Below are 24,821 nucleotides of genomic sequence, written 5' to 3' on the forward strand. Positions count from 1 at the left end.
TGAGAGACACCCAAGTAGCACGGGGCCCGAGAAATCCCGTGTGAATCTGGCGGGACCACCCGCTAAGCCTAAATATTCCCTGGTGACCGATAGCGGATAGTACCGTGAGGGAATGGTGAAAAGTACCCCGGGAGGGGAGTGAAATAGTACCTGAAACCGTGTGCCTACAAGCCGTGGGAGCGTCGGATGGAAGCTTGCTTTCATCTCGTGACTGCGTGCCTTTTGAAGAATGAGCCTGCGAGTTTGCGGTGTGTTGCGAGGTTAACCCGTGTGGGGAAGCCGTAGCGAAAGCGAGTCCGAATAGGGCGTTTCAGTAGCACGCTCAAGACCCGAAGCGGAGTGATCTAGCCATGGGCAGGTTGAAGCGGAGGTAAGACTTCGTGGAGGACCGAACCCACCAGGGTTGAAAACCTGGGGGATGACCTGTGGTTAGGGGTGAAAGGCCAATCAAACTCCGTGATAGCTGGTTCTCCCCGAAATGCATTTAGGTGCAGCGTCGTGTGTTTCTTGCCGGAGGTAGAGCACTGGATAGGCGATGGGCCCTACCGGGTTACTGACCTTAGCCAAACTCCGAATGCCGGTAAGTGAGAGCGCGGCAGTGAGACTGTGGGGGATAAGCTCCATGGTCGAGAGGGAAACAGCCCAGAGCATCGACTAAGGCCCCTAAGCGTACGCTAAGTGGGAAAGGATGTGGAGTCGCAGAGACAACCAGGAGGTTGGCTTAGAAGCAGCCACCCTTGAAAGAGTGCGTAATAGCTCACTGGTCTAGTGATTCCGCGCCGACAATGTAGCGGGGCTCAAGCGTACCGCCGAAGTCGTGTCATTCACATAATAGCCCCAACGGGTGTGTGGATGGGTAGGGGAGCGTCGTCTGCCGGGTGAAGCAGCACCGGAAGGTAGTTGTGGACGGTTGACGAGTGAGAATGCAGGCATGAGTAGCGATTCACACGTGAGAAACGTGTGCGCCGATTGACTAAGGGTTCCTGGGTCAAGCTGATCTGCCCAGGGTAAGTCGGGACCTAAGGCGAGGCCGACAGGCGTAGTCGATGGATAACCGGTTGATATTCCGGTACCCGCTGTGAAGCGTCAAACATCGAGCATCGTGATGCTAAGGCCGTGAAGCCGCCCCGGAGCCTTCGGGCAAAGGGGAGTGGTGGAGCCGCTGAACCAAGCGGTTAGTAGGTGAGTGATGGGGTGACGCAGGAAGGTAGTCCATCCCGGGCGGTGGTTGTCCCGGGGTAAGGGTGTAGGCCGTGATCCAGGTAAATCCGGATCACTTGAGGCTGAGACCTGATGCCGAGCCGATTGTGGTGAAGTGGATGATCCTATGCTGTCGAGAAAAGCCTCTAGCGAGTTTCATGGCGGCCCGTACCCTAAACCGACTCAGGTGGTCAGGTAGAGAATACCGAGGCGTTCGGGTGAACTATGGTTAAGGAACTCGGCAAAATGCCCCCGTAACTTCGGGAGAAGGGGGGCCACACCTGGTGATGGACTTTTCGTCCTGAGCTGGGGGTGGCCGCAGAGACCAGCGAGAAGCGACTGTTTACTAAAAACACAGGTCCGTGCGAAGCCGTAAGGCGATGTATACGGACTGACGCCTGCCCGGTGCTGGAACGTTAAGGGGACCGGTTAGCTCAGATTCGTCTGGGCGAAGCTGAGAACTTAAGCGCCAGTAAACGGCGGTGGTAACTATAACCATCCTAAGGTAGCGAAATTCCTTGTCGGGTAAGTTCCGACCTGCACGAATGGCGTAACGACTTCTCGACTGTCTCAACCATAGGCCCGGTGAAATTGCACTACGAGTAAAGATGCTCGTTTCGCGCAGCAGGACGGAAAGACCCCGGGACCTTTACTACAGTTTGATATTGGTGTTCGGTTCGGCTTGTGTAGGATAGCTGGGAGACTGTGAACTCTGGACGCCAGTTCAGGGGGAGTCGTCGTTGAAATACCAGTCTGGTCGTGCTGGATGTCTAACCTGGGTCCGTGATCCGGATCAGGGACAGTGTCTGATGGGTAGTTTAACTGGGGCGGTTGCCTCCTAAAGAGTAACGGAGGCGCCCAAAGGTTCCCTCAGCCTGGTTGGCAATCAGGTGTTGAGTGTAAGTGCACAAGGGAGCTTGACTGTGAGACCGACGGGTCGAGCAGGGACGAAAGTCGGGACTAGTGATCCGGCGGTGGCTTGTGGAAGCGCCGTCGCTCAACGGATAAAAGGTACCCCGGGGATAACAGGCTGATCTTCCCCAAGAGTCCATATCGACGGGATGGTTTGGCACCTCGATGTCGGCTCGTCGCATCCTGGGGCTGGAGTCGGTCCCAAGGGTTGGGCTGTTCGCCCATTAAAGCGGTACGCGAGCTGGGTTTAGAACGTCGTGAGACAGTTCGGTCCCTATCCGCTGTGCGCGTAGGAATATTGAGAAGGGCTGTCCCTAGTACGAGAGGACCGGGACGGACGAACCTCTGGTGTGCCAGTTGTTCTGCCAAGGGCATGGCTGGTTGGCTACGTTCGGGAGGGATAACCGCTGAAAGCATCTAAGCGGGAAGCCTGCTTCGAGATGAGTATTCCCACCTCCTTGAGAGGGTAAGGCTCCCAGTAGACGACTGGGTTGATAGGCCGGATATGGAAGCACGGTAACGTGTGGAGTTGACCGGTACTAATAGGCCGAGGGCTTGTCCTCAGTTGCTCGCGTCCACTGTGTTGGTTCTGAAACCACGAACGGCCCCACGTTTTGCGTGGTGCGGCATTGTTCGACAGTTTCATAGTGTTTCGGTGGTTATAGCGTAGGGGAAACGCCCGGTTACATTCCGAACCCGGAAGCTAAGCCTTACAGCGCCGATGGTACTGCAGGGGGGACCCTGTGGGAGAGTAGGACGCCGCCGAACAATTTTTGGGAAAACCCCGCATCTTCGGATGCGGGGTTTTCTGCGTTTAGGCTCGAGCCATGCGCCACGACCTCGTGATCTTCGACAATGACGGTGTGCTCGTCGACAGCGAGCCCATCTCCAACCGGTTGCTCGCGGCCTACCTGACAGAGCTGGGGCACCCCACCTCCTACGAGGAGTCCATCCGGGACTACATGGGATCCGCGATGCACCGGATTCATGAACTGGTCCTGGAACGGACCGGGCAACGGCTGCCGGAAAACTTCGACGATGTCTTCCACGCACGGGTCTTCACCGCGTTCGAACAGGAACTGGTGGCCGTCGCAGGGGCCTCCCAGGTGCTGGAGAAGCTCACCGCGGACGGGATGCCGTACTGCGTGGCATCCTCCGGGAGCCATGAGCGGATCCGTGTGGCGCACCGGGCGACCGGACTCGACCGGTGGTTCGACGAGAAGCGGATCTTCAGCTCGCAGGACGTCGGACGGGGTAAGCCGGCCCCCGATCTCTTCCTGTACGCGGCCGAGCGGATGGGTGTCGCGCCGGAACGGTGCGTCGTCGTCGAGGACAGTCCACTGGGCGTCCAGGCGGCCCTCGCGGCAGGCATGGACGTCTACGGCTACACCGCGATGACGACGGCGGAGAAGCTGGCCGGGGCAGCCCGGTGCTTCTCCGACCTGGGGGAGCTGCCCGACCTGCTGCTGTGAGCCCGGCCACCGGAGCCCGCAGAAGCTGAACCGAATTCATCTTTGGCTGGATCTACCCACGAGTAAGCCGGGGCCCTACGCTCGCCGCCATGACTGATGTGCTGCGGCGCGGCCGGGCCTCGTTGACTGCCGGTTTCCTGGCGCAGGGCGTCGCGTTCGCCCTGCTCGTGACGAGGATCCCGGCCATCCAGGACCGGTACGGGGTTTCCGACGCGCTGCTGCCCGCCTTCCTGGCCGCCGTGCCGGTCCTCGCCGGGGTCGGGAGCGTGACCACGGAGCGGCTGGTGAAGCGCGTGCGGCCGAGTCGGCTGCTGCGCTGGTCCCAGCCCGTGGTGCTGCTTTCGCTGCTCGGCGTCGGTGCCGGGGACCGGATGCTGGAGCTGGGGGTGTCGCTCGCGGCGTTCGGGCTGGCCGTAGGGGTGCTGGACGCCTCGATGAACATGCTCGGGGTGAGCCTTCAGCGGTCGTACGGGCGCAGCATCATGCTCGGCTTCCACGCGGCGTACAGCCTGGGCGGGATCGTCGGGGCCTCGCTGGCGTGGGCGGGGGCGCACTGGCATCTGGCGTTGTGGGTGTCGTACCTGCCGGTGGTGCTGGTGCTGTTGCCGGCTGTACTGGTGGGGAGCCGGTGGTATGCCGACGACCGGGGCGCGGCCCCGGGGGCGGAGGAGAAGGGCGGGGAGAGCCAGGCGGTCGTCTTCAAGTGGCTGCTGCCGCTGTGTCTGGTGATGACGGTCGCGTACATCGGGGACTCGACGGTCTCCAACTGGAGTGCCAAGTATCTGCAGGACGTGCTGGGGGGCTCGGAGCAGATGGCGACCGTGCCGTACAACGTGTACATGGTCACCACGCTGCTGGGGCGGGCGATCGGGGACCTCGGGGTGCGGCGGTTCGGGGCGGTCGCGGTGGTGCGGGGCGGTGCGCTGGTCGCTGCGGGTGGGTTCGCCGTGGTGGCGGGGGCGCCCGGGGCCTGGGTCGGGATGCTGGGGTTCACCCTGTTGGGGCTCGGGTTGTGCGTGCTCGTGCCACAGACGTTCGCGGCGGCCGGGAGGCTGTTCCCGGGGGCCTCCGACGCGGCCGTGGCACGGCTGAACGTCTTCAACTACGTGGGATTCCTGATCGGTTCGCCGTTGGTCGGGGCGCTCGGGGATCTGTGGAGCTACCGCGGGGCGATGCTGATGCCGATGGTGTTGGTGCTGGTGACGCTGGTGTACGCCCGGTCGTTCGCGCCTCAACCGGACCGATACGGTGGCGGGCATGAGCGGCCGTGCACAGCTGATGTGGGACGAGGCAGTAACGGGCTATGACTTCGGTCCGGGGCATCCGATGGACCCCGTCCGGCTCGCCCTGACCCGGAGACTGGTCGGCGCCTTCGGGCTGGACCGTGAGGTGGATGTGGTCGCCGCGAAGGCGGCCGGGGAGTCGACGCTGCGGCTCGTCCACCGGCAGGACTACATCGGTGCGGTGAAGGCCGCGTCGGCGGATCCGGCGGCGGCGGACCAGTCGTACGGCCTGGGGACGATGGACGATCCGGCGTTCGCGGGGATGCACGAGGTGTCGTCGCTGATCGCAGGGCAGTCGGTGGGGGCTGCGGAGGCGGTGTGGCGGGGTGAGGCGCTGCACGCGGTGAACTTCGCGGGCGGGCTGCACCACGCGATGCCGGGCGGGGCGTCCGGGTTCTGCATCTACAACGACGCGTCGCTGGCGATCGCGCGGCTGCTGGAGCTGGGGGCGGAGCGGGTGGCGTACGTCGATGTCGACGTGCACCACGGGGACGGGGTGCAGGCGGCGTTCTGGGAGGACCCGCGGGTGCTGACGATCTCGCTGCACGAGCATCCCCGGACGTTGTTCCCGCAGACCGGGTGGCCGGAGGAGACCGGGGCGGACTCCGCGGAGGGTTCGGCGGTGAACGTGGCGCTGCCGGCCGGGACCGGGGACGCGGGGTGGCTGCGGGCGTTCCACGCGATCGTGCCGGAGCTGATCGCCGACTTCCGGCCGCAGGTGCTGGTGACGCAGCACGGGGCCGACACGCACTTCGAGGACCCGCTGGCGCACCTGGCGGTGTCGCTGGACGCGCAGCGGGCGGTGCAGGTGGCCTGTCACGACCTGGCGCACGAGTACGCCGACGGGCGGTGGGTGGCGCTGGGCGGGGGCGGCTACGCGGTCGTGGACGTCGTGCCGCGGTCCTGGACGCATCTGGTCGCGATCGCGGCGGGCCGGGCCGTCGAGCCCGAGGCGATGATCCCTGACGGCTGGCGGCAGGAAGTGTTCGCGAAGACGCGGCAGTTGGCGCCGGCGCGGATGACGGACGGGCGTTGGCCCGTCTCCTGGTCCGGCTGGGAAGGGGGCTACGACCCGGCGGACCGGCTGGACCAGGCGGTGCTGGCGGCCCGGCGGGCGGTGTTCCCGCTGCGGGGCCTGCTGGCGTGAGGGGCTGACGCCGGGCGGGGACGTCGGGGTCACGCGTGCGGTCGGGCCGGCGCGAAGGCGGACACGGCCGCACGTCTGCCGCCGACGCCTCCGGGCGGCCGTGGGTCTGCTGCGAGTGGCGCTCCGGGGCGGTGTCAGGTCTGCTGCGAGTGGCGGCCCAGGGGGTCTTACGTCTGCCGCGGGTGGCGCTCCAGGGTGGCCCCGTACGTCTGCCGCCGGCGCCGCTTGCGGGCCATGGGCCGTGCGTGCGGTGTTCGCCGGTTTTCGGGACAGGCCGTGTTCCGGTCACGCACGATCTGACTGTGCTGACCACCGAAGCCCTGCGTGCGCATCTGGTGGGCGCGCGGCTCGCCGGGACCGTGGCCACCTCCCGGGAGCAGAGCCTGCGCCGTTACCGGCTCTTCGCCGCCCGGGACCCGCGGGTGCTGCTCGGGATCGATCCCGAAGGTGCCTGGAGGGAACGGGAGTTGGTCGAGCTGATGGCGGACCGGTGTGGTGTTTCGGCCGATTCCCGGCGGGTTTCCGGCCATGATGTGATCGACCCGGAGCGGACCCTGGCGGCGCTGGACGCCTTCGCGGAACGTCTCGCCGGGGCCGTCCGGCGGGGTGCTCCCGTGCTTCTCGGCACGGGGCACCCGCACCGGCTGCTCGGTTTCTACGGCGCTCTGGCAGACGCCCTGTCGGCGGCGGGATGTGCTGTCCTCACTCCCGCGCAGGGTCGCCGTGTCGACATAACGACCCGGTTCGGCCTACGTACGTACAACCTCGACTACGTACGAGGAGTCGCGCTGGTGCGGACCCCCGGTCCCGAACGCCCCGGTTGTGAGCCCGGCGCACATACGCACTCACCTCTCCCGGTTCGTACCGCGCTTGCCGCTTGCGCGGAGGCCGGCGGGCCTCTGCCCGAGCTGGTGATCGGGGATCACGGGTGGGTCTGCGGTGCAGGTCAGCTGGGGTTCGAGGCCATCGGGCCGGCGGATACGGACGACCCGGCGCTGTTCGTGGGGGAGGCCGAGGGGTCCGTGTCGGTCGTCGTTCCACTTGATGACGGCGTGCGGTCCGATTACTACCTGCCGCTGACCCGCTACGTACTCAATCGGGCGTGTCTGTCACAGTAGGCCGCCGATGGGTGCACCTCTTCCCCACTCGCATCACTGGCACCTACATTGGGGAGTGAGCACGCAGCGACGAAGAGTCACCGGAAGGGGAAGCCGGTGGCCGTCGAGTGCGGAAGGTTCAGGTGTGTCATGGCTGCAGCTGGCGAGAGGCCTCTGAACGAGGTTCAGTTCCTTACCGTGGCGGAAGTCGCCTCGGTGATGCGAGTGTCGAAGATGACCGTGTACCGGCTGGTGCACAGCGGTCATCTGCCCGCGATCCGTGTGGGGCGGTCATTCCGCGTCCCGGAGCAAGCGGTTCACGAGTACCTCCGCGAGAGTTACGTGGGGGTGGAAACCGCCTGACGGCAGGGTCGGGGCGATCCCAACAGGGCACTTCGGGATCCCTCCGGCCTCCTCGATTACGACCTCAGCGCTCGGACGGGTAGGCTGGCCCCTTGTAGGTCGTATGGGCCCATGGCGCCCAAACACCGAGTGATGAGAAGTGAGCGAGGGTAGTCGTGGGCTCTGTTATCAAGAAGCGGCGCAAGCGGATGGCGAAGAAGAAGCACCGCAAGCTGCTCAAGCGCACGCGCGTTCAGCGTCGCAACAAGAAGTAAGTTCGCGACGCGCGAGCCGCGAAAGCGTTGCTGTGGCCCCCCACCCACCGGTGGGGGGCCACACGCATATCCGCCCCCGGGGATCCGCTGCTGCGGCCCCGCGCTCCTGCGTCCGGCTGCTTCGGTCACTTCGCGCATCGGGCGGTCATCACAGCGCAACAACAACCCGCTAAGTTGGCCCCACGGGGGAACGCGGCCGGGAGCAAGAGGTTCTGGAAGGAAGGCGCTGATCTTGGGCAAGGTCGTGCTCGTGACCGGAGTGGCCCGCCAGCTGGGGGGCCGGTTCGTCCGGCGGATCCAGCGGGACCCCGACGTGGACCGGGTCGTCGCCGTGGACGCGGTGCCGCCCGAGCACCATCTGGGCGGTGCGGACTTCGTCCAGGCCGACATCCGGCAGCCCGGGATCGCGCGGGTGCTCGCCGAGACGGGCGCCGACACGATCGTCCACCTGGACGTGACGGGCACCCCGCTGGGCAGCGGCAACCGGGCCTCCCTGAAGGAGACCAACGTCATCGGCACCATGCAGCTGCTCGGTGCCTGCCAGAAGTCCCCGTCCGTGCAGCGGCTGGTGGTGAAGTCCAGCACGAACGTCTACGGCTCCGCGCCCCGCGACCCCGCCGTGTTCACGGAGACCACTCCGCCCAAGTCCCTGCCCAGCGGCGGCTTCGCGAAGGACACCGTCGAGGTCGAGGGCTATGTCCGGGGGTTCGCGCGCCGCCGGCCCGATGTGGCCGTGTGCGTGCTGCGGTTCGCCAACATCCTGGGCCCGACCGCGGACACCCCGCTCGCCTCGTACTTCGCGCTGCCGGTCCTGCCGACCGTGTTCGGCTACGACCCCAGGCTCCAGTTCGTGCACGAGGACGACGTGATCGAGGTGCTGCGGATCGGCTCGCACGAACCCCGGCGGGGCACCCTCAACAGCGGCACCTTCAACATCGCCGGCGACGGTGTGCTGCTGCTCTCCCAGTGCTCCCGGCGCCTCGGCCGCCCCACCGTGCCCCTGCTGCTCCCGGCCGTCACCTGGGCGGGTTCGCTGGTGCGTACGCTGGGGATGACGGACTTCTCGCCCGAGCAGATCCGGCTGCTCACGCACGGCCGGGTGGTGGCCACGGGCCAGATGCGCGAGACGCTGGGATTCCAGCCCAAGTACACGACCGCGGAGACGTTCGCGGACTTCGCCCGCAGCCAGGGCCCCGGACTCCTTCCGCCGGAGGCCCTCGCGGGGGTCGTCGACCGGATCGCCGGCCTGCCCCTCGCGGGCGGCGGACACTCCCCGACGCAGAGCGCCAACTGAGGAGCGCATCAACGATGGCGGACGCCAAGGTCATTCCGTTCGACGACGACCGGTCCCGGGGGAGCGCGGCGCAGCGTCCCCAGCGGCGCCGGGGCGCCGGGAACCGCCGCCCGGGCGCGGAGTCCGTGCCGGTGCGTGAGGTGCAGCCCCTGCCCACCAGGGCCGCTCCGCAGGATGATGTGCCTGTGACTTCTGAGGAACAGCCGCCGGAGCCTTCCGGGGACGGTAGGGGTGGGCTGGAACGGCGGATCGCGGGCGGCCTGGCGTTCCTGCGCCGCCGCCTCACGGGGGACTACGAGGTCGACGACTTCGGCTACGACGAGGAACTCACCGACCAGGTCCTGATGTCGCTGCTGCGCCCGCTGTACGACACGTACTTCCGGGTCGAGGTGAAGGGCATCGAGAACATCCCGTCCGAGGGCGGTGCCCTGATCGTCGCCAACCACTCCGGCACCCTGCCGATGGACGGCCTGATGATGCAGGTCGCCGTGCACGACAACCACCCCGCGGGCCGGCATCTGCGGCTCCTCGCCGCGGACCTGGTGTTCATGCTGCCGGTGGTCAACGAGCTGGCCCGGAAGCTGGGTCACACCCTGGCCTGTGCAGAGGACGCGTCCCGGCTGCTGGAGCAGGGCGAACTGGTCGGGGTGATGCCGGAGGGCTTCAAGGGCCTCGGCAAGCCCTTCGCGGACCGCTACAAGCTACAGCGCTTCGGCCGCGGCGGCTTCGTCTCGACGGCGCTGCGCGCGGGGACGCCGATCGTGCCCTGCTCGATCGTCGGGGCGGAGGAGATCTACCCGATGATCGGCAACGCCAAGACGGTCGCGCGGCTGCTGGGCTTCCCGTACTTCCCGATCACGCCGACGTTCCCCTGGCTCGGGCCGCTCGGGGCGATTCCGCTGCCGACCAAGTGGACGATCCAGTTCGGCGAGCCGATCCCCACGGACGGCTATCCGCCGGAGGCGGCGGAGGACCCGATGCTGATGTTCAACCTGACCGACCAGGTCAGGGAGCAGATCCAGCACACGCTGTACAAACTGCTGGTGCAGCGGCGGTCGGTGTTCTTCTGATCCGTTCCGCTCCGCGTACGGTTCGGGGCGCCCCTTGCAGAAGGGGCGCCCCGAAGCCGTCTTCTAGTCCGCGTGCTCGCTGTCGATGCCCAGGCCGGGGAGCAGGCCGGGCAGGAGAGGCGGGAGCGTCACATCCGGCTCGGGGACGGGTGTGTTGTCCTCCTCGGACGGGGAGGTGCTGGCCTCGCTGTCCTTCGGCGGGTCGAGCAGGCCGCCGGTGCTGCCGCCGAGCAGGCCGTCGCTGTCGCTGCCGGAGCCGGCCGAGCGGCTGGGGCTGCCGCTGTCGGTGCTGCCCTGGTCGCTGTGCCTGTCGGCGCTCTCGCTGGGGCGGGTCGAGCGGCCCGTGCCCGTTGAACCGCTGGGCGCGGACTCGGAGGCACCCTGCCGCTTGCCGTTGCCGCCGTTCGTGGCCGGAGGCTCGGGGAGCAGGGAACGCAGCGGGGCGACGTCCTCCTCTATGGCGTCGAAGACGGACGACACCTCGCGACTGACGTCCCCGAGCTGGACGGGCAGTCGTTCGCGCAGTTCGCCCCAGGCCTCGCGGTGGGAGTGGGAGAACGCGGACAGGGCCTGGATGGGGCCGAGTGAGTCCGGGTCGTGCTCGTACGCCTCGCTCAGCAGCCGGTGGCCCTCCGAGGCGTCGTGCCGCATTCCGGACAGGGCGCGGCGGATCTCGCCCAGGGACTCGTGGTCCAGAGGGCCGCTGCGGCCGCGCTCCATGAGCCGGCGGGCTTCGCTGAGCCGGGTGGAGGCGTGGTCGAGATAGACCCGGCCGCGCTCGTCCGCCCCGTCGGTGAAGCCGAGTTTGACGTCCTCGATGCCGCGCTTGAGGCCGTAGAGCGAGTCGCCGGGCAGGGCGTCCGAGCTGGCGGCGGAGACTCCACCGAGGGCGCCCGCGGCCACCCCGACACTGAGCCCGCCCGCGGTGAGGCCCTTGGCGAGCCGGGAACGCGGCCGGAACTTCGCGCGGTGTGCTCCGCGGGCCCGGGAGCGCTGCCCGGGGACCGCGCCGTCCATCGCCCCGCCGCCGGCGGTGCCCTCCTGCAGCATGGCCTCGAAGGCCGCCACCAGCTGGGCCCGCTGGACGACCTTGACCTCCGGGTCGAGCTCCGGCTTGGGCAACGCGCCGAGGCCCGAGGCGAGCGCCAGATGGCGGACCTGTTCGCTCGATTCCGCGGCGGCCGGGGCCGGGGCCGATCCTTCGGGCTGCTCGGCCGCCGTGCCCTGCCTGGACTGCTCGTCCAGGGCCTGGGCGAAGGCGTTCGCCCGCCGGTGCGCCGATACGTTCGCGATCACTGGCGGCACCTCCTCTCGTCATGACGGTCGACTCCCCAGGGGGTCCTGAGGGTTGCACACCCTGACCACGACCACACGATCGAGTGACCGGAGCCGACCAGGGGGTGACCACAGGGAGCCTGCATCCCGCACAACGAGCGGCGCGGCACTTGGGTTACGGACGTCGGCTGATCGGATGCCGAAGTCAACCGACTTTCACGGAAAGTGAGTTGGATGTCGCCGAGCGTGCCCGGCCGGTCAGCGGGCGTCTTCCGGCAGGAGCCGGGCGAGGGTGCGGACGGCCCGGTACTGAAGCGTCTTGATGGCGCCCTCGTTCTTGCCCATCACCCGGGCGGTCTCGGCGACCGAGAGGCCCTGGAGGAAGCGGAGCGTCACGCACTCCTGCTGCTGGGGGTTGAGCCGTCGTACGGCGTCGAGCAGGGCGGCGTTGGAAAGGGACTCCAGGACGGAGTCCTCGGGGGAGCGCTCGACCTCGTTGGCGTCGAGCATCTCGCCGGTGGTGACCTCGAGGCGGAAGCGGCTGGACTTGAAGTGGTCCGCGACGAGGTTGCGGGCGATGGTGACGAGCCAGGCGCCGAAGTCGCGGCCCTGCCAGGTGAAGGTGCCGATCCTTCTGAGCGCCCGCAGAAAGGTCTCACTCGTGAGGTCCTCGGCGGTCGCCTTTCCCCCGACCCGGTAGTAGATGTACCGGTAGACGGTGTCGCTGTACTGGTCGTAGAGGCGGCCGAAGGCGTCGGACTCGCCGGCCTGGGCACGCTCCACGAGGTCCATCATCCGGGCGCTGTCGCTGTCCGCGGCAGGCCGGCGTGCCGCGGCCGCGCCGGAGGGGCGCCCTCGTCTGCCGACCGCGGCGCTGCCGTCGGCCAGTGCGTAGCAAGGGCCTACGGGCGCGGTGGCGGCGAATGCGGGGACGGCGTACGCGGTGGGGACGAAGCCGCGCAACAGGTCGTGGACCCTTGCGCGCAGCGTAGCCAGGCCCGAGGCGTCAACCCCGACGTGTGGGTACACGGGACTCCCAGAGGCAGAGCTTCCATCACGTGCAGTACGGAACCTTTCACTCGTCGTAGCGACGGAGAGGTACCGGTTTGCGTCTGAGGAGAATAACGCTTCGTGTAGGGCCTGCTACACCGAGTTGCTCAAATCATCGATTACGTCGCTTCCGTAACCGATTGACGCCGGATCAAGTGCCGCAGCGTGAACGGATGTTGATCGGAAACCTTCGGATTGCAGCTGAGTCCAGGGCGTGTTGTGGCCGTGTGCAGCCAAGAGGACTGGACACGAGGTTGTGGGGGTACGCCAGTTGGATTTACGGCGATTGTCAGGCCGTAAACATCGGTGTCCCTGATTGATCGGACGGTCAGCGGCGGCGGCGGTGCAGGGCGATGGCGGCCGCCGTGCCGCCCGCGACCGCGCCGACGCCCGCCGCGGCCGGGATGCCGACCTTGGCCGCCTTGCGGCCGGTGCGGTAGTCGCGCAGGCGCCACTCCAGCTCCCGGGCGTGCTTGCGCAGCTTGCTGTCCGGGTTGATGGCGTAGGGGTGGCCGACCAGCGAGAGCATCGGGATGTCGTTGTGCGAGTCGCTGTAGGCGGCGCAGCGGCCGAGGTCCAGGCCCTCGGCGGCGGCCAGGGCGCGCACGGCCTCGGCCTTCGCCGGGCCGTGCAGTGGTTCGCCGACGAGTTTGCCGGTGTAGACGCCGTCGACGGATTCGGCGACCGTGCCGAGGGCGCCGGTCAGGCCGAGGCGGCGGGCGATGACCGTGGCGATCTCGACGGGGGCGGCCGTCACCAGCCACACCTTCTGGCCGGCGTCCAGGTGGGCCTGGGCGAGGGCGCGGGTGCCGGGCCAGATGCGCTCGGCCATGTACTCGTCGTAGATCTCCTCGCCGATCGACTGCAGTTCGGCGACGCGGTGACCCTGGACGATCGACAGGGCCGAGTCGCGGGCCTCCTGCATGTGCTCGGGGTCCTCGACGCCGGCGAGGCGGAACCACGCCTGCTGCCAGGCGAACTTCGCCAGCTCGCGCGTCTCGAAGAACTTCCGCTTGTACAGGCCTCGTCCGAAGTGGAAGATGGCCGCGCCCTGCATGACCGTGTTGTCCAGGTCGAAGAAGGCGGCGGCCCGGTCGTCGCCGTGTACCGGGAACTGCGGTTCCTCGGTCGTGCCGGCGACTTCCTGGGTGGACTTGCGGGCTGCCTCCGCCGAGGCCTCGCCTGCCAAAACGCTCCGCGCCGTGGCGGAGCGCCTACGGGGTGTGAGCCATCCGAGAGCGGCCATGGCGTGAGCATAGCCAGTTTGTTCGGGGGTTCCGGAGCCGAGAGGTTGGGGGCGTGTGAACTCTCGGCAAGCATGTCGTCAAAAGACACCCTGCGGGACTCGGGCGGCCGGCGCCTCGGCCGGGGACTTCCGGGCGGGTTCCGCTTGTCCGCGGGCGCGCGACAATGGCCGACATGAGTCCCCTCTTTCGCCGCAGACCCTCCGGTGACCGGCTCGTCACGCTGATCCGCAAGCCCGGCTGTCATCTGTGTGATGACGCACAGGTCGTTGTGGAGAAGGTGTGCGGTGATCTCGGAGTCCCCTGGGAGCAGAAGGACATCACCGAGGATCGGGAACTGCACGACCAGTACTGGGAGCAGATCCCGGTCGTACTGGTGGACGGCAGGCAGCACACGTTCTGGCGCGTGAACGAGGACCGCCTGCGCAAGGCGCTGACCGACTGATCCCGCCCGGTGAGCGACTGACCGACCAGTCCAAAGAGCCCACCGGGTCGCTTAGGATCGATGGTGGCTTGGTCTCGGGGGCGGGATTCACTGAGGAGAGTGTGCGGTTTTGCCCCCAGAAGACAAGGAACGGTGGCGCTTCGGCGCCGGTTCCCTGCGTGTGCGCCGGGGGCGCGTGACCCCGGTCACGTTGGCCGGGCAAATCGGACACCATCTTTGTGCACGCGTTCACAAAGACATAGCCTGCATTCGACGGGGCGGTCATGTAGGGACGTATGACCGCCTACAGCCCCGCTCTACCCGCAGGAGCACCGTGGCAACTGGCCGAACTCACCGACCGGCGACCCGCAGCCGAGGCATTCCCGAGGCCACCGTCGCCCGGCTTCCGCTGTACCTCCGCGCTCTGACCGCGCTGTCGGAGCGCTCCGTCCCCACGGTCTCCTCCGAGGAGCTCGCGGCCGCGGCGGGGGTCAACTCCGCGAAGCTGCGCAAGGACTTCTCCTACCTCGGCTCCTACGGGACCAGGGGCGTCGGCTACGACGTCGAGTATCTCGTGTACCAGATCTCCCGCGAACTGGGGCTCACCCAGGACTGGCCGGTTGTGATCGTCGGTATCGGTAACCTCGGCGCCGCCCTCGCCAACTACGGCGGGTTCGCCTCCCGCGGCTTCCGGGTCGCCGCGCTGATCGACGCCGACCCGGCCATGGCCGGCAAGCCCGTCGCCGGGATCCCCGTGCAGCACTCCGACGACCTGGAGAAGATCATCCAGGACAACGGCGTGTCGATCGGTGTCATCGCCACCCCCGCCGGTGCCGCCCAGGCGGTCTGCGACCGGCTCGTGGCCGCCGGTGTCACCTCCATCCTGAACTTCGCGCCGACCGTGCTGTCCGTCCCGGACGGCGTCGACGTGCGCAAGGTCGACCTCTCCATCGAGCTGCAGATCCTCGCCTTCCACGAGCAGCGCAAGGCCGGGGAGGAGGCCGCCTCCTCCGACGGCGGCGTCCCGGCCGCCGCCGCCCGCAGCGACTCCGCCGACCAGGGGCCCGACGGGGACATGCCCGCCGTGATGCCGGCATGAGCCTCCTCGTCGTCGGACTCAGCCACCGCAGCGCCCCGGTCAGCGTCCTGGAGCGGGCCGCGCTGAACGCGGACGCGCAGGTCAAGCTGCTCCAGGACACGGTCGCTGCCGAACCGGCCTCCGAGGCCGCGGTGCTCGCCACCTGCAACCGCATCGAGCTCTACGCCGACGTGGACAAGTTCCACGCCGGTGTCGCCGAGCTGTCCACGCTGCTCGCCCAGCACAGCGGGGTCGGCCTGGAGGAGCTCACCCCCTATCTCTACGTGCACTACGAGGACCGGGCCGTCCACCACCTGTTCTCGGTGGCCTGCGGCCTGGACTCGATGGTCGTCGGCGAGGGGCAGATCCTCGGCCAGATCAAGGACTCCCTGGCCCGGGCGCAGGAGCTGCACTCCGCAGGCCGCCTCCTGAACGACCTGTTCCAGCAGGCCCTGCGGGTGGGCAAGCGCGCGCACTCCGAGACCGGCATCGACCGCGCCGGCCAGTCCCTGGTCACCTTCGGCCTGGAGCAGCTGGCCCGCGGCGGGGACGTACAGCAGTGGGCCCGGGGCAAGAAGGCCCTGGTCATCGGGGCCGGGTCGATGTCCTCCCTGGCCGCGGCCACGCTCGCGCGGGCCGGGGTCGCCGAGGTCGTCGTCGCCAACCGCACCTTCGACCGGGCCGAGCGCCTCGCGCAGATCCTCATGGAGGGCGACGACACGGACGTGGCGGCCCGCGCGGTACCGATGGAGTCGGTGCCGGCCGAGCTGACACGTGCCGACGTCACCGTCTCCTGCACCGGCGCGACGGGCCTGGTCCTGACGGCCGAGTCGGTCGCCGAGGCGATCGAGGGCCGTACGCCCGCGCCGGTCGCCGGGCCCGGCGAGGACGGACCGGGGGCGCCGGGCGGCGAGTCCGGCTCCGCGACCGGTTCCGTGACCGGTTCCGGCGCGCAGCGCGGCGGTGCGTCGGGCACCGGCCTCGGCAGCGAGGACGGCTGCCCCCTTGATCTGTCCGCGGTGCAGGGCACCGCCGGGTTCTCCGTGCTGGGCGAGGCCGCCGTGGCCGGGATGGCCGCCGCCGACCTGGAGCAGCACGCGGCGTGGGTGGACAACGGCACGGTGGGCGGCGACCGGCGTGCGGCGGGCGCTTCGGCCCGGCCCGGACAGACCGGCACGCTCGACCCGGCCGCGGACACCGACGCCATCACCGCGCTCGCCGCGACCGTGGCCACCGTCGGCCGGATCCCCGAGCGGCGCCGGCCCGAGCCGGTCGAGGAGCCGCAGCGGCCCGAGCCCGTGCTCTTCCTGCTCGACCTGGCGATGCCGCGTGACATCGACGCGGCCGTGCACCGGCTGGGCGGGGTGCGCCTGGTGGACATCGAATCGCTGGCGGAGGCCTCCGCGGGCGCTCCGATGGCTGCCGATGTGGACCAGGTCCGGCGTATCGTCTCCGACGAGGTCGCGGCCTTCGGGGCGGCACTGCGGGCCGCGCACATCACGCCGACCGTGGTCGCCCTGCGCACCATGGCCGCCGACGTCGTGGCCGGCGAGATCGCCCGGCTGGACGGGCGGCTGCCCGGACTCGACGACAAACACCGAGCGGAGATCACCCAGACCGTGCGGCGCGTGGTCGACAAGCTGCTCCACGCGCCGACCGTGCGGGTCAAGCAACTCGCGGCCGAACCCGGCGGCGCCGGCTACGCGGACGCGCTGCGGACCCTGTTCGACCTCGACCCCGAGACGGTGGCCGCCGTCTCCCGGGCCGAGGAAAGCACCACCCAGAGAGACCGAGGGCCGGCATGAACGACAAGGCGCTGAGGCTCGGCACCAGGCGGAGCAGGCTCGCCATGGCCCAGTCCGGGCAGGTGGCGGAAGCCGTGAGCCGGGTGACCGGGCGGCCCGTCGAGCTCGTTGAGATCACCACGTACGGCGACGTGTCGCGTGAGGCACTCGCCCAGATCGGCGGCACCGGCGTGTTCGTGACCGCCCTGCGCGACGCGCTGCTCAAGGGCGAGGTCGACTTCGCGGTGCACTCGCTGAAGGACCTGCCGACCACCCAGCCCGACGAGCTGGTCGTGGCCGCCGTTCCGGTACGTGAGGACCCGCGGGACGTGATCGTCGCCCGGGACGGCCTGAAGTTCACGGACCTGCCCTCCGGGGCCCGCATCGGCACGGGTTCGCCGCGCCGTATGGCACAGCTCAACGCGTACGCCCGCAGCCACGGCCTGGACATAGCGACGGTCCCGATCCGAGGCAACGTCGACACCCGCATCGGGTTCGTGCGCAGCGGGGAGCTCGACGCCGTCGTGCTGGCCGCCGCCGGACTGAACCGGATCGGCCGCGGAGACGAGGCGACCGACTTCCTGTCGGTCGACACGGTTTTGCCCGCCCCCGGCCAGGGGGCCCTGGCGATCGAGTGCACCGCAGGCAATGCGGACCTCGCCGCCGAGCTCGCCGAACTCGACGACCCGTTCACACGGATCGCCGTGACGGCCGAGCGATCACTGCTCGCCGCCCTGGAGGCCGGTTGCAGCGCCCCCGTGGGCGCGCTGGCCGACCTTCCCCCGCTCTCGGCACCGCTCGAGCGAGGGGACCGCCAGGCCGACATGCAGATTGTCAAGGAAATGCGCCTGCGCGCGGTCGTCGGGACCACCGACGGCACGCGCATGGTGCAGCTGTCCACCACCGGTCCCGTGCCCGAGAAGCACGACGGGGCAACGGCGCTCGGTCGCGAACTCGCGGCCGAGATGCTCGCCCAGGGCGCGGCCGGTCTGATGGGGGAGCGAGCACATTGAGCCCCACCACCCTTTCCGCCGGTCCTGAACACGGGCACGTCACCTTCCTGGGTGCCGGACCCGGAGATCCGGGACTGCTGACTCTGCGCGCCGTGGAGGCGCTGGCGAACGCGGACGTCCTCGTCGCCGAGCACGAGGTGCTCGACGTCGTACGTCAGCACGCCAGGCAGGGCGTGTCCGAAGTGCACACGGATCCGGATCCTTCCCAGGACCCGGCGCCGGGCACAGGAACGCCCCAGCTGACGGTAGTTGACGGCACGTCAACCACCGCCGCAGTCCCCGCGGTGCGGGATGCCGCACATCTTGTCATGGAGGCCGCGCGGGGCGGCAGGCGGGTCGTGCGTGCGGTGTCCGGGGACCCGGGCCTCGACACGTACGCCGCCGAGGAGATGCTGGCGTGCGCCGCCGCCGGGGTGCCCTTCGAGGTCGTCCCCGGCATCGCGAGCGCCGTCGGTGTGCCGGCCTACGCCGGTGTGCCGCTGCGGGACGCGCAGGGCGCGGACGTGCGGTTCGTCGACGCGCGGACGGCTTCGGACCGGTGCTGGACGGAGGTCGGGGCGTCGGACGGCACGGTCGTCGTCTCCACGACGCTGGACTCCGTCGCGGCGGCGGCCGGCGAGCTCGTCTCCGCCGGGCGCAAGCCGGACACCCCGATGACGGTCACCGTCGCCGGCACGACCACCCGGCAGCGCACCTGGACCGCCACGCTCGGCACGATCGCGCAGACGCTGAAGCAGGCCAAGGTGCTGCCCTCGCCCGACGGCGGCCGGCCGGTCATAGCCGTGGTCGGGGATCGTTCCGCCGCCGCCCAGCGCGACCAGCTCGCGTGGTTCGAGTCCAAGCCGCTGTTCGGCTGGAAGGTGCTCGTGCCGCGGACCAAGGAGCAGGCGGCGTCGCTCTCCGACCAGCTGCGGTCGTACGGAGCCGTGCCGCACGAGGTGCCGACGATCGCCGTCGAGCCGCCGCGCACGCCCCAGCAGATGGAGCGCGCGGTGAAGGGGCTGGTCACGGGCCGCTACGAGTGGATCGCCTTCACCTCGGTGAACGCGGTCAAGGCCGTGCGGGAGAAGTTCGAGGAGTACGGCCTCGACGCGCGTGCCTTCGCGGGCATCAAGGTCGCGGCCGTCGGCGAGCAGACGGCGAAGGCGCTGATCGCGTTCGGCGTGAAGCCCGACCTGGTGCCGAGCGGTGAGCAGTCGGCCGCCGGACTGCTGGAGGACTGGCCGCCCTACGACCCGGTCTTCGACCCGATCGACAGAGTGTTCCTGCCGCGTGCCGACATCGCCACGGAGACGCTGGTCGCCGGGCTGATCGAGCTCGGCTGGGAGGTCGACGACGTCACGGCCTACCGGACCGTGCGGGCCTCGCCGCCGCCGGCGGAGACCCGTGAGGCGATCAAGGGCGGTGGCTTCGACGCCGTTCTCTTCACCTCGTCGTCCACCGTGCGCAACCTGGTCGGCATCGCCGGCAAGCCGCACAACGTCACGGTGATCGCGTGTATCGGCCCGGCCACGGCGAAGACCGCCGAGGAACACGGGCTGCGGGTGGACGTCATGGCTCCCGAGCCGTCCGTCCACAAGCTGGCGGAGGCCCTGGCCGACTTCGGCGCGAAGCGCCGCGCGGCGGCCGTGGAGGCCGGGGACCCGGTGACGCGGCCGAGCGAGCGGCGGCCGGGGGCCCGGCGCCGGCGCTCGACGACCTGAGCGATCCTCACTGGCTGCGGCTACGCGGGCGTCACCGCGTGGCCGTAGCGCAGGAGGTTGTCCGGGTCGTACGTGGCCTTGTCGTGGCACAGGCGGGCGTAGACCTCCGGGGTCCAGGCGCGGGCGCGGTCCTGTTCGTCGCCCGGCGTGCCGTGGATGTTGACCATGGTGCGGCCCGTTCCGTAGGGGGCCATGGCCGTGTAGAGACGGCGTGTGGCCTGTTCGACGGCCTCGGCCACGGGCGGGGCGGGCATGATGCCGACCGACTCCATGAAGTAGCGGGCGTCGCGGGAGCAGACGGCGTCCTCGACGGCGGAGGGACGGGCCAGCGCGCCGCCCATGTGCCGCAGCGAGGCGACGAGCAGTGGGTGATCGGCGCCGGCTCCGGGGCCGACCTGCTCCAGGAACGTGTCGACGGCGTCGGGGGAGAGGTCGCGCAGCAGCATGCAGCACTCGCGTGCCGGCAGCGGGTCCTGGGGTTCCATGTGGATGCGGTCCAGGTCCGCGTAGTCCATTTCCCCGACCAGGTCCACGGCCACGGGGGCGGCCGCCCTCAAGGGTGCGATCAGGGCCTCGCCCTCGGCCGGGTCGCCCGGCCACGCGATCGCCACCCGGGCCCAGAAGCCGCCGCGCAGAGGCTCGGGGATCTGGGGGATCGGTGGCAGGCGCAGCACCGAGAACATGCTGCACATCTCGTCCGGGACCGTGCGGGTCCAGTCCGTCCAGGTCCGCAGCATGGTCTCCGTGTGCTGGGCATGACAGTGGATGCCGCCGCCGTAGAGCCGGGGGACGGGCAGCAGTTCGGTGACGAGCGAGGTGACGATTCCGACGTTGCCCTTGCCGCCGCGCAGCGCCCAGAACAGTTCCGGTTCGTGCTGGGGGTCCGACTCGCGCAGGTGGCCGTCCGGGGTGACGACCTGGAGGGAGCGGACCAGGTCGGCGGCGTAGCCGTAGGCCCGGCCGAGGACCGGGAGTCCGCCGCCGAGGGTGTAGCCGACGACGCCCGCGTCCGTGGAGGTGCCGCACAGGCCCGCCAGGCCGTGAGGGGCGGCCGCGGCCATGACGTGGCTCCACTTGGCGCCGGCGGCGATGGTGGCGGTGCGGGTGGTGGGGTCGACGTGGACGTCCGTCATGCGGGACGTGTTGATCAGCAGGCCGTGCTCGATCGGGTAGTTGGCGCCGTGGCCGGTGGCCTGGACGGCGACCGGGGTGCGGGTGGCGTGTGCCCAGCGCATGGCGGTGACGATGTCGTCGGGGCCGGTGGCGCCTATGGCGACGTCCGGGGTGTGGAGGGAGGCCAGGTTGAAGCCGGTGACCTCGTCGGGGTAGGCGCGTTCGCCGGGCCGCACTACCGGGCCGTGGATCTCTGAGAGGGCGAAGAGGTCGGGGGTGTGGTGGGGGGCGGTCATCGCGTCCTCCGTGGGGGCGGGTACGGAGGGACGGCGGCGGTGGGCGTGGGCCGGCCGGCCGTCGGGGTTCTTGTCCTTGCTGTTTCAGGATGGACCTGGGGGTTTGGGGGCGCATGCGGGGGCTGTGGGCTTCGGAGGTGCTCGGCGTTCGTGCGGCGGGGGGTTTCGCAGCCCGGCTTGGCGGGGTGCCGCTGCGCCCACCCGTGCCGCCCCAGCGGCACGTATGCCCGCAGCTGAGACGGGAAGGGCGGGCGGCGCGTATGCCCGCAGCCGGGTGGGGGCGTGTGCCCGCAGCGGGGGTGGGTGCGTGTGCTGCGGCGGGGGTAGGGGCCGACAAGGCGTCGGTATCGGGGGGTTTGGGGCGGGCGTAGCGTAGGGGCATGACGACGTACGGATCATTCCCCGGTTCTCGGCCGCGGCGGTTGCGGAGCAACGCCGTGATGCGTCGGATGGTCGCCGAGACCCGGCTGCACCCCGCCGATCTCATTCTTCCGGCCTTCGTGCGAGAGGGCGTCAGCGAGCCTGTGCCGATCTCCGCCATGCCGGGAGTCGTGCAGCACACCCGGGACAGTCTGAAGAAGGCCGCCGCCGAGGCGGTCGCGGCGGGGATCTCCGGGATCATGCTGTTCGGCGTGCCGGAGGAGTCGAAGAAGGACGCGCTCGGCACGCCGGGGACCGACCCGGACGGGATCCTCCAGGTCGCCCTGCGGGACGTGCGGGCGGAGGTCGGCGACGATCTGCTCGTCATGTCCGACCTGTGCCTCGACGAGACCACCGACCACGGGCACTGCGGCGTCCTTGACGAGCAGGGCCGGGTCGACAACGACGCGACCCTGGAACGCTACGCCGAGATGGCCCAGGTGCAGGCCGACGCCGGCGCCCATGTCGTCGGGCCCAGCGGGATGATGGACGGGCAGGTCGGGGTCATCCGCGACGCGCTCGACCAGATCGGGCGGGAGGACGTCGCCATCCTCGCGTACACCGTGAAGTACGCCTCCGCGTTCTACGGCCCGTTCCGGGAGGCCGTCGGCTCGTCCCTGAAGGGGGACCGGAAGACGTACCAGCAGGATCCCGCGAATGTGGGTGACGCGATGCGGGAGCTCGCCCTCGATCTCGAGGAGGGCGCCGACATGGTGATGGTCAAGCCCGCCGGGCCCTACCTGGACATCATCGCCCGGGTCGCGGACACCGTGGACGTGCCCGTCGCCGCCTACCAGATCTCCGGCGAGTACTCGATGATCGAGGCCGCCGCCGAGAAGGGCTGGATCGACCGGGACCGGGCGATCATGGAGTCCCTGACCGGCATCCGCCGGGCCGGTGCGCGCAACATCCTCACCTACTGGGCCACCGAAGTGGCCCAGAAGCTCAAGGACCGCCAGGGCGGGGCTCAGTAGGACAGCGCGTCGTCCATGTCGCGCAGCCAGTAGGTGACCTTCAGGGTGCTGTCGTAGTACACGCCCTTGGCCGGCAGGGCCGGGATCGCCGAAGGGCCGCCGTCGCTGTTGGGTGTGCGGCCCTGGAAGCCGACCGTCAGCTTGTGGCCGGTGGTGCCCCACTCGCCGCTGCCGTCGGCCGCCGACAGCGAGACGCCCGCGTAGCCGGACTCGCCGGGGGCCAGGGTCGTCACCGCCTGCGGCTGGGAGTCCTCGATGGCCTGCGGGACCCACTGCATCTCGTCGAAGCGCAGCACCGGGTAGTAGGTCAGGTCGCACATCTTCGAGCCGGTGTTCTTCACCGTGATCAGCATGTGGTTGAGGGGGCGGGGGACCGGCCGGGCGGTGACGGTGGTGTTGGAGCCGTTGCAGGAGACGCGGGTCGCGGTGGCGCCCTTCGCTCCCTTCCCGCCCTGTGCGGCCTTCGAGGCCTGCCGGCTCTTCGTCGCCTGCGTCGCCTGCCGGTCCTTCGCGTTCTTGGTGTCCTTCGCGTCCTTCGCGTCCTTCGTGCCCGCCGGGGCATGAGCGGCCCGCGTGGCCTGCTCGGCCGTGACGGTCGCCGAGGCCGGCTCGGGGGCGGCGCCCTCGTCCTTGGTGCCTGTGCCGTCCTGGCACGCCGTCAGGGCGAGGGCGGCCAGGAGGGCGACGGGGAGGGCGTGGTACGTGCGCATGTCTGCGTTTCCTTTCGGACAAAGGCGGTGGGCAAGCAGGCCCGGGTGGGCCGCCCCGCCGGTGCTCCCGGGGGGCGGCGTGCTTGGATGACCAGAGCTTGCGCGGTGATCCGTCCCGGCTGCCAGACCTGGCGGACGATCAGGGACGTTGGAACGCCGGCACACGCTCTGACCAGGGAGAACGACCATTCCCTGGAACGGGGGAACGGGACACGGGGCATGGAGGAACGGTGTCGGAGGGGACGGCCACGGCGGAATTCGCCGCGATGCTGGGGGAGTTGAAGGAGCGCTCCGGGCTGAGCTACGGGGTGCTCGCCAAGCGGCTCCACATGAGCACGTCGACGCTGCACCGGTACTGCAACGGCGATGCCGTGCCGACCGATTACGCGCCGGTGGAGCGGCTCGCCAGGCTGTGCAAGGCCGCGCCGGAGGAGCTCGTGGAGCTGCACCGGCGGTGGGTCCTGGCGGATGCCGGGCGGGCGCGCAAGGGGAGCGGTGCCACGGGAAGCGGTGCTGCGGGGAGCGGTGCCACGGGCAGTGGCGGCAAGGGGAACAGCGGTGAGGGGAGCCGTGGTACGGGCGGTGGCGCTTCAGAGGCGGCCTCTGCCGCGGCCGACACCCCGGCAGCGGACGCGGTCGAGGCCGGGGACGCCGGCACCCCCGCGCCTGAGACCCCCGTACGCCGACGCCCCCGCCGTGCCCTCCTCGTCGGTGTCGCCGTAGCCGTGGCCCTCGGTGGGGTCGGTCTCGCCGTGGCCGTCCCCCTGGACGGTTCGGACGACGAGGGGCGGCGCGCGACGGCGGTGGCCACCGGCGGTGGTGGCGCGCCGGAAGGGAACGGCCCGGCGGCCTCCGTCCGGCCGTCCGCCGGTTCGTCCTCCACGGACGGCGACGACAAGGACAAGGACCGGGACAAGGGCAACAGCAGCGGCAAGGACGAGGGGAAGAAGAAGCCGGGTGCCTCGGCGCCTGCCCTTTCGGACTCCGCGGCCGGCGGTTCCGACCGTCCCGGCCGTGGCACCGCACCCGCCGCTCCTCTCACCGTGACGGCGGAACCGCACGCCTGGGAGAGCCCCTGCTCGCAGCGCTACCTGGTGAACCTGCCGCCGGGGCAGGTCCGCCCGCCGCCGGCCGAGCCGGACGCGCCCGGCTGGGTGGCGGCCATGGGGGCCGTACCGTCGGGGGAGCAGTTGCTGAAGCTGACGGTTCAGGGGAAGGGCGAGGAGACCGTGGTCGTCAAGGACCTGACGGTCCGGATGGCCGGCAAGCGGGCGCCGCTCGCCTGGAACGACTACGCCATGGGGTACCCGGGCGTCGGCTGCGGCGGCGGTGTGCCGACCCGGTTCTTCACGGTCGCCCTGGACGCCACGCGCCCCGGGGTCGTGCCCGAGGCGGGACACGCGGACTTCCCCTTCAAGGTGAGCGAGTCCGACCCGGAGGTGTACTACGTCCGGGCCGACGCCTCCGCGTACGACGTCAGCTGGTATCTGGAGCTGAGTTGGTCCAGCGGCGGCCGGACCGGCACGCTGACCGTGGACGACCACGGCCGGCCGTTCCGTACGAGCGGCAACAACGGGCGTCCGGCGTACGAGTTCCCGCTGGGAGGCGAGAAGTGGGTCGAGGAGGGGACCACGGAGTAGTCGCG

20 protein-coding genes and 2 rRNA genes are annotated in these 24,821 nt (G+C 69.8%); 17 read left to right on the forward strand and 5 right to left on the reverse strand.

What is annotated here, in order from left to right; all coding sequences use genetic code 11:
• The 10 genes from ACIQU3_RS00005 to ACIQU3_RS00050 form a co-directional block, all read left to right on the forward strand.
• Positions 1–2,675, forward strand: a 23S ribosomal RNA gene (locus ACIQU3_RS00005); the annotation flags it as partial.
• Positions 2,676–2,763: 88 nt separating this feature from the next.
• Positions 2,764–2,880 (forward strand): 5S ribosomal RNA (gene rrf, locus ACIQU3_RS00010).
• Between the two features lie 59 nt (positions 2,881–2,939).
• The gene (locus ACIQU3_RS00015) at positions 2,940–3,584 is read left to right on the forward strand and encodes an HAD family hydrolase (RefSeq protein ID WP_403922847.1); all 645 of its coding nucleotides are present in this window, start codon (positions 2,940–2,942) and stop codon (positions 3,582–3,584) included.
• Positions 3,585–3,673: 89 nt separating this feature from the next.
• Positions 3,674–4,891, forward strand: a complete 1,218-nt coding sequence (locus ACIQU3_RS00020) for an MFS transporter (protein WP_403723751.1) — start codon at positions 3,674–3,676, stop codon at positions 4,889–4,891.
• On the forward strand, positions 4,842–6,014 hold the full coding sequence (locus tag ACIQU3_RS00025) for an acetoin utilization protein AcuC (RefSeq protein ID WP_403723753.1): 1,173 nt from the start codon (positions 4,842–4,844) through the stop codon (positions 6,012–6,014). The genes ACIQU3_RS00020 and ACIQU3_RS00025 overlap by 50 nt, the downstream gene beginning before the upstream one ends.
• 302 nt (positions 6,015–6,316) lie before the next feature.
• On the forward strand, positions 6,317–7,132 hold the full coding sequence (locus ACIQU3_RS00030) for a phosphatase (RefSeq protein ID WP_403723754.1): 816 nt from the start codon (positions 6,317–6,319) through the stop codon (positions 7,130–7,132).
• A gap of 129 nt (positions 7,133–7,261) precedes the next feature.
• The gene (locus ACIQU3_RS00035) at positions 7,262–7,474 is read left to right on the forward strand and encodes a helix-turn-helix domain-containing protein (protein ID WP_004984898.1); all 213 of its coding nucleotides are present in this window, start codon (positions 7,262–7,264) and stop codon (positions 7,472–7,474) included.
• Between the two features lie 155 nt (positions 7,475–7,629).
• Positions 7,630–7,728 (forward strand): 30S ribosomal protein bS22, encoded by a 99-nt coding sequence (locus tag ACIQU3_RS00040; protein ID WP_003948845.1) that lies wholly within the window; start codon positions 7,630–7,632, stop codon positions 7,726–7,728.
• Between the two features lie 232 nt (positions 7,729–7,960).
• The gene (locus ACIQU3_RS00045; RefSeq protein WP_403723756.1) at positions 7,961–9,022 is read left to right on the forward strand and encodes an NAD-dependent epimerase/dehydratase family protein; all 1,062 of its coding nucleotides are present in this window, start codon (positions 7,961–7,963) and stop codon (positions 9,020–9,022) included.
• 14 nt (positions 9,023–9,036) lie between these two features.
• Positions 9,037–10,092 (forward strand): lysophospholipid acyltransferase family protein, encoded by a 1,056-nt coding sequence (locus ACIQU3_RS00050; RefSeq protein WP_403723758.1) that lies wholly within the window; start codon positions 9,037–9,039, stop codon positions 10,090–10,092.
• Positions 10,093–10,155: 63 nt separating this feature from the next.
• On the opposite strand, the gene ACIQU3_RS00055 is transcribed toward ACIQU3_RS00050, so the two are convergent.
• The 3 genes from ACIQU3_RS00055 to ACIQU3_RS00065 form a co-directional block, all read right to left on the reverse strand.
• On the reverse strand, positions 10,156–11,388 hold the full coding sequence (locus tag ACIQU3_RS00055) for a DUF5667 domain-containing protein (protein ID WP_403723760.1): 1,233 nt from the start codon (positions 11,386–11,388) through the stop codon (positions 10,156–10,158).
• A 237-nt stretch (positions 11,389–11,625) separates the two neighbouring features.
• Entirely contained in the window at positions 11,626–12,396 is a 771-nt protein-coding gene (locus ACIQU3_RS00060) for an ECF subfamily RNA polymerase sigma factor, BldN family (protein ID WP_403723762.1), read from the reverse strand.
• Between the two features lie 349 nt (positions 12,397–12,745).
• Positions 12,746–13,663 carry an HAD family hydrolase gene (locus ACIQU3_RS00065; RefSeq protein WP_403723764.1) on the reverse strand — a complete coding sequence of 306 codons (918 nt, stop codon included), beginning with the start codon at positions 13,661–13,663 and terminating at the stop codon, positions 12,746–12,748.
• A 173-nt stretch (positions 13,664–13,836) separates the two neighbouring features.
• Between ACIQU3_RS00065 and ACIQU3_RS00070 the strand changes: the two genes are divergently transcribed.
• From ACIQU3_RS00070 to ACIQU3_RS00090, 5 genes are all read left to right on the forward strand, one after another.
• Positions 13,837–14,106, forward strand: a complete 270-nt coding sequence (locus tag ACIQU3_RS00070) for a glutaredoxin family protein (protein ID WP_167526753.1) — start codon at positions 13,837–13,839, stop codon at positions 14,104–14,106.
• Between the two features lie 313 nt (positions 14,107–14,419).
• Positions 14,420–15,184: a redox-sensing transcriptional repressor Rex gene (locus ACIQU3_RS00075; RefSeq protein ID WP_234850060.1), complete on the forward strand. Its 765-nt coding sequence runs from the start codon at positions 14,420–14,422 to the stop codon at positions 15,182–15,184.
• Positions 15,181–16,968: a glutamyl-tRNA reductase gene (locus ACIQU3_RS00080; protein ID WP_403723768.1), complete on the forward strand. Its 1,788-nt coding sequence runs from the start codon at positions 15,181–15,183 to the stop codon at positions 16,966–16,968. The genes ACIQU3_RS00075 and ACIQU3_RS00080 overlap by 4 nt, the downstream gene beginning before the upstream one ends.
• On the forward strand, positions 16,965–17,960 hold the full coding sequence (gene hemC, locus ACIQU3_RS00085; RefSeq protein ID WP_403723770.1) for a hydroxymethylbilane synthase: 996 nt from the start codon (positions 16,965–16,967) through the stop codon (positions 17,958–17,960). The genes ACIQU3_RS00080 and hemC overlap by 4 nt, the downstream gene beginning before the upstream one ends.
• Positions 17,957–19,663 (forward strand): uroporphyrinogen-III synthase, encoded by a 1,707-nt coding sequence (locus tag ACIQU3_RS00090; RefSeq protein ID WP_403723772.1) that lies wholly within the window; start codon positions 17,957–17,959, stop codon positions 19,661–19,663. Before hemC ends, ACIQU3_RS00090 begins: the two co-directional genes overlap by 4 nt.
• Before the next feature lie 20 nt (positions 19,664–19,683).
• Here the strand turns inward: ACIQU3_RS00090 and ACIQU3_RS00095 are convergent, their stop codons facing one another.
• On the reverse strand, positions 19,684–21,072 hold the full coding sequence (locus ACIQU3_RS00095) for an FAD-binding oxidoreductase (RefSeq protein WP_403723774.1): 1,389 nt from the start codon (positions 21,070–21,072) through the stop codon (positions 19,684–19,686).
• A 380-nt stretch (positions 21,073–21,452) separates the two neighbouring features.
• Between ACIQU3_RS00095 and hemB the strand changes: the two genes are divergently transcribed.
• The gene (gene hemB, locus ACIQU3_RS00100) at positions 21,453–22,466 is read left to right on the forward strand and encodes a porphobilinogen synthase (protein ID WP_403723778.1); all 1,014 of its coding nucleotides are present in this window, start codon (positions 21,453–21,455) and stop codon (positions 22,464–22,466) included.
• Here the strand turns inward: hemB and ACIQU3_RS00105 are convergent.
• Positions 22,460–23,176, reverse strand: coding sequence for a DUF4232 domain-containing protein (locus ACIQU3_RS00105; protein WP_403922850.1), 717 nt, complete (start codon positions 23,174–23,176; stop codon positions 22,460–22,462). The two genes, hemB and ACIQU3_RS00105, sit on opposite strands and share 7 nt — an antisense overlap.
• Positions 23,177–23,406: 230 nt before the next feature.
• Between ACIQU3_RS00105 and ACIQU3_RS00110 the strand changes: the two genes are divergently transcribed.
• Positions 23,407–24,816, forward strand: a complete 1,410-nt coding sequence (locus ACIQU3_RS00110; protein WP_403922851.1) for a helix-turn-helix domain-containing protein — start codon at positions 23,407–23,409, stop codon at positions 24,814–24,816.
• Positions 24,817–24,821: the final 5 nt, after the last annotated feature.

Source organism: Streptomyces sp. NPDC101110, from assembly GCF_044759525.1.
Taxonomy (GTDB): domain Bacteria; phylum Actinomycetota; class Actinomycetes; order Streptomycetales; family Streptomycetaceae; genus Streptomyces.

Coding starts and splice junctions, on each gene's coding strand:
- hemB (WP_403723778.1), top strand. CDS start 21,453: ATGACGACGTACGGATCATTCCCCGGTTCTCGGCCGCGGCGGTTGCGG.
- ACIQU3_RS00065 (WP_403723764.1), bottom strand. CDS start 13,663: ATGGCCGCTCTCGGATGGCTCACACCCCGTAGGCGCTCCGCCACGGCG.
- ACIQU3_RS00070 (WP_167526753.1), top strand. CDS start 13,837: ATGAGTCCCCTCTTTCGCCGCAGACCCTCCGGTGACCGGCTCGTCACG.
- ACIQU3_RS00025 (WP_403723753.1), top strand. CDS start 4,842: ATGAGCGGCCGTGCACAGCTGATGTGGGACGAGGCAGTAACGGGCTAT.
- ACIQU3_RS00015 (WP_403922847.1), top strand. CDS start 2,940: ATGCGCCACGACCTCGTGATCTTCGACAATGACGGTGTGCTCGTCGAC.
- ACIQU3_RS00080 (WP_403723768.1), top strand. CDS start 15,181: ATGAGCCTCCTCGTCGTCGGACTCAGCCACCGCAGCGCCCCGGTCAGC.
- ACIQU3_RS00050 (WP_403723758.1), top strand. CDS start 9,037: ATGGCGGACGCCAAGGTCATTCCGTTCGACGACGACCGGTCCCGGGGG.
- ACIQU3_RS00095 (WP_403723774.1), bottom strand. CDS start 21,072: ATGACCGCCCCCCACCACACCCCCGACCTCTTCGCCCTCTCAGAGATC.
- hemC (WP_403723770.1), top strand. CDS start 16,965: ATGAACGACAAGGCGCTGAGGCTCGGCACCAGGCGGAGCAGGCTCGCC.
- ACIQU3_RS00105 (WP_403922850.1), bottom strand. CDS start 23,176: ATGCGCACGTACCACGCCCTCCCCGTCGCCCTCCTGGCCGCCCTCGCC.
- ACIQU3_RS00020 (WP_403723751.1), top strand. CDS start 3,674: ATGACTGATGTGCTGCGGCGCGGCCGGGCCTCGTTGACTGCCGGTTTC.
- ACIQU3_RS00035 (WP_004984898.1), top strand. CDS start 7,262: ATGGCTGCAGCTGGCGAGAGGCCTCTGAACGAGGTTCAGTTCCTTACC.